The sequence below is a fragment of the Streptomyces tricolor genome (assembly GCF_002155905.1).
Taxonomy (GTDB): Bacteria; Actinomycetota; Actinomycetes; order Streptomycetales; family Streptomycetaceae; genus Streptomyces; species Streptomyces tricolor.
Map to the genome: position 1 here is coordinate 1 of NZ_MUMF01000478.1, position 3841 is coordinate 3841.

Annotated in this window: 2 protein-coding genes and 2 pseudogenes; 2 read left to right on the top strand and 2 right to left on the bottom strand. The window is 76.8% G+C overall.

Features of this window, described 5'->3' with window-relative positions:
* Positions 1-949: pseudogene (locus CCN44_RS30340) on the top strand (hypothetical protein); the annotation flags it as partial.
* Positions 946-2178, top strand: coding sequence for a type VII secretion-associated serine protease mycosin (mycP, locus tag CCN44_RS30345; protein ID WP_079080904.1), 1233 nt, complete (start codon positions 946-948; stop codon positions 2176-2178). The pseudogene CCN44_RS30340 and the gene mycP, both read left to right, overlap by 4 nt.
* Positions 2179-2183: 5 nt before the next feature.
* Here mycP and CCN44_RS30350 read toward each other — a convergent pair whose 3' ends face one another.
* Both CCN44_RS30350 and CCN44_RS30355 read right to left on the bottom strand, forming a co-directional pair.
* Positions 2184-3359, bottom strand: coding sequence for an alpha/beta hydrolase (locus tag CCN44_RS30350; RefSeq protein WP_237482138.1), 1176 nt, complete (start codon positions 3357-3359; stop codon positions 2184-2186).
* 111 nt (positions 3360-3470) lie between these two features.
* Positions 3471-3841, bottom strand: a pseudogene (locus CCN44_RS30355) (serine hydrolase); the annotation flags it as partial.

A 3841-nucleotide genomic window follows, 5' to 3' on the forward strand; every position in this document is an offset into this window, starting at 1 on the left:
TCCCTGGCCGCGTCCCGGCCCTGGTGCCGCCGGTGCCGGCCGGGACGCGGCCAGGGACGGTGGCTGGAGTCCGCTGGCGCCCGCGCATCCGGGAGGTCCCGCGCCGGATCCGGGGCATTCCTGGAGCGCCGCCCAGGCCGGGCGGCCCGTCGTGTCCTTCGCGGAGCCCGATGTGTCCGGCGGGCGTCCGCACCTCCGGGTGGGGCCGCGCACCGCCGCTGCCGCCGCCTGTCTCGTGCTCGGTCTCGGCCTCATCGGCGGTGCGGCGACCGGGAGTTGGCTCACCGGGGGCGGCGCGGCCGACAGCCCCGAGAACGCGTTCGGCACCGCCCGGTCGCTCTGGCACAACGTGCCCGTGGACGAGCTGTTCCCGCCCACCGTCCAGGGCACGGGTGCCGGCCCCGGCGGCGCCGACCGCGTCTGGACCCGCATCGCCGTGGCCCCCGACAGCGGCTGCGCCGGCGCCTTCGACCCGCTGCTGTCCAAGGCCCTCGCCCCGGTCGGCTGCCAGCGGCTGCTGCGCGCCACCTACACCGACGCCACCCAGAGCTACGTCACCACCGTCGGCCTGCTGTTCGCCAAGGGCGACCCGGCCGCCATGTCCGCGCTCGCCGCCCGTGTCCGCGACGAACACCTGGACCAGCGCGCCGACCTGATGCCCCGGCCGTACGCCGCCGCCGGCACGGCCGCCGCCGAGTTCGGCGACCGGCAGCGGGCCTCCTGGACCCTCAAGGTCCTCACCGACGCCCCCGTCGTCGCCTACTCGGTCTCCGGCTGGGCCGACGGCCGTACCGTCGACACCCCCCAGCCCGCAGCGGACGCCGTCCGCTCCGGCGCCACCACCGCACCGGCCCAGGCCGGCCTCGGCAACGAGGCCCAGGGCCTCGCCGACCGCATCGAACGGCGCCTGCGCACCACCGTCGGCACGGCCACGGAGCAGCCTTCATGACGCGATCGACGCGCGGCCCCCGCCGCGCGGCCCTGCGCCGAACGACAGTGAGCCGAGCGGCGGCCGGCCGAGCGGCAGCGCGCCGAACGGCGGTGAGCCTGCTGCTCGCCGGCTCCCTCGCCCTGCTGCCGGCCGCCACCGCCCACGCCGACGGCATCCGCGCCCAGCAGTGGGCCCTGTCCGCCCTCCACCTGGACGAGGCCTGGCAGACCACGAAGGGCCGCGGCATCACCGTCGCCGTCCTGGACACCGGCGTCGAGGCCGACCACCCGGACCTCGCCGGCAACGTCCTGCCCGCCAAGGACATGATCGGCTTCGGCGCCGAGCCCGGCGACCGCACCTGGGGCCGGCACGGCACCGCCATGGCCGGCATCATCGCCGGGCACGGCCACGGAACCGGCGGCACCGACGGCGTCCTGGGCGTCGCCCCCGAGGCGAAGATCCTGCCCGTCCGGGTGATCCTGGAGGACGGCGACCCCGCCCGCGCCAAGGCCCGCACCACCCGCGGCAACGCCCTCGCCGACGGCATCCGCTGGGCCGCCGACCACGGCGCCGACGTCATCAACCTCTCCCTCGGCGACGACTCCGACTCCGCGCACCCCGAGCCGAGCGAGGACGAGGCGGTGCAGTACGCCCTGAAGAAGGGCGTGGTCGTCGTCGCCTCCGCGGGCAACGGCGGCGACAAGGGCGACCACGTCTCCTACCCGGCCGCCTACCCGGGCGTCATCGCCGCCACCGCCGTCGACAAGTACGGCACCCGCGCCGCCTTCTCCACCCGCCGCTGGTACGCGGCCGTCAGCGCGCCCGGGGTCGACGTCGTCATCGCCGACCCCGACCACAAGTACTACGCGGGCTGGGGCACGAGCGCGGCCGCCGCCTTCGTCTCCGGGGCGGCGGCCCTGATCAGGTCGGCCCACCCCGACCTGGGCCCGGCCCAGATCAAGAAGCTCCTGGAGGACACCGCGCGGGACGCCCCGGTGGGCGGCCGGGACGACTCCCGGGGCTTCGGCATGATCGACCCGGCCGCGGCCCTGAAGGCCGCGGCCCGCATCGAGCCCCGGGGCCTGCGCGCCGCCTCGTACGAGGAGAAGTACTTCGGCGCCGGACCGGACACCCCCAAGGCCGCGAGCGGCACCTCCGACTGGGCGGCGCCGCTCGCGGGCAGCGCGGGCGGGGTCCTGCTGGTGGCCGGCGTGATCCTGTGGCGGAGCCGCAGACGACCGGACTGAGCCGCCTACCCGGCGACGTACCCGACCTCGGGGTGCCGCCGCGACGCCCCGTCCAGCAGGTGCCCGGTGTCCGGACGGCCGCGCAGCTGGAGGTCGAAGAAGGCCCGCACCGTCGCCCGTACGGCCGCCACCGCCCGGTCGGCGGCGATCGTGCCGACCTGCAACGGCGGCCCGGGCGGGAGCTGCGGGGCGAGGGCCACGAGGTCGGTGAAGGAGTGGTGCCCGGCGTCCGCGAGCCGCAGACAGCGGCGCCAGCCGCGCAGGTTCCGCCAGAACTCGGGCCAGTACGGGTCCTTGTTCAGCCCGTCGTGCACCGCCGTGTCCATCAGCAGGAACGGCCGGTCCAGGCCGCGCCCCACCACGGGTCCGAACACGGTGCCGTCCAGGTCGGCGCCGGCCCGCACCCCGGGGTCCAGATCCATGAGGGCCGCCGCCGCGGCACCGCCCCGGGAGTGGCCGAACGCGCCCACGCGCGACAGGTCCAGGGCCGCGCGCAGCCCGCGCGGGAGCCGGCGCCGCTCGGCGTCGGGGTTGCCGCCGCGGGACAGGACGGCCAGTGAGCCGAGCACGAACCGCAGGTCGGCGGCGCGCACCGCGACCGCGGCGGTGACCTCCGCCTCGGTGCTGCCCTCGCCGGCGGAGAGCACCACCCGGCCGTCGGGGAACTCCACCTCGCCCGAGTCGTGGGGATGGTCGACCGTGACCACGACATAGCCCCACGACACCAGTTCCTCCACCACCAGGGTGTTGAACGTGCGGTCCGAGGCCGCGCCCGGCGAGTACAGGAGCACCGGCCGCCGGCCCGGCCGGGCCGGAGCGCGGTCCGCGCTGTGCGTCCACGGGAACGCGTAGCCGTCCAGTGCGCCGCCGTACCGTGCCTTCAGCGCCCGCTCGGCGCCCGGCGGCAGCCAGGGCAGCAGCGGGCGGTCCCGGACGTCCACGGCCGGATAGGCGACGGTCGCCATCAGCTCACGCGGCCGGTCCGTCCAGGGATCGGTCCGCGACCGGTCCACCAGGTGCAGTTCCACCGCGCCCACCGGCGCGGGCCCGGCCGGCCCGGCCAGCCGGAGGAGGACGGGTTCGGCTGCCGACGCGTACGCCGGCACCGGCAGGGCGGCAGCGGCGGCGGCTCCGAGGCCGCCGGCCAGAAGAACTCGGCGAGCAGGTCGAACGTCGGGCACCGCACTCCTTCCGCGGCCGGACCCGCGGCACCGCGAAGAGACAGCCCCCCGTCCGGCCTGCTTGTCGTCAATGCCCCTGAAGCGTAGATCACTTGGCGTGCGCCGCCGCGATCACCCCGCGCCGACCGCCGACACCGCCGCCCGCGCCGTCGCCTCCACCAGGGAGATGCCCTCCGCCCGGCTCGCCGTGCCGTCCGACAGCACGGCCACCAGGCGGTCGGCCCCGTCCACCGTCACCCGGCCGATGCTGTTGACGACCCACAGCCCCGTCGTGCTGCGCGGCAGCCAGCCGTTCTTCAGCGCCCAGGAGGTGCCCTCGGCGGCGGCCGACACCCCCCACCGCTGATCCGCCCGGACGGACGTCATCAGCCCCTGGAGATACGACCGCGAGTCCGCGCCCAGCTCCGAGTCCTCCCCGAACACCTGCTGGAGCAGCACCAGTCGGTCCGCCGCGGTGGTCCGGGTCAGCCCCCACAGCCCCC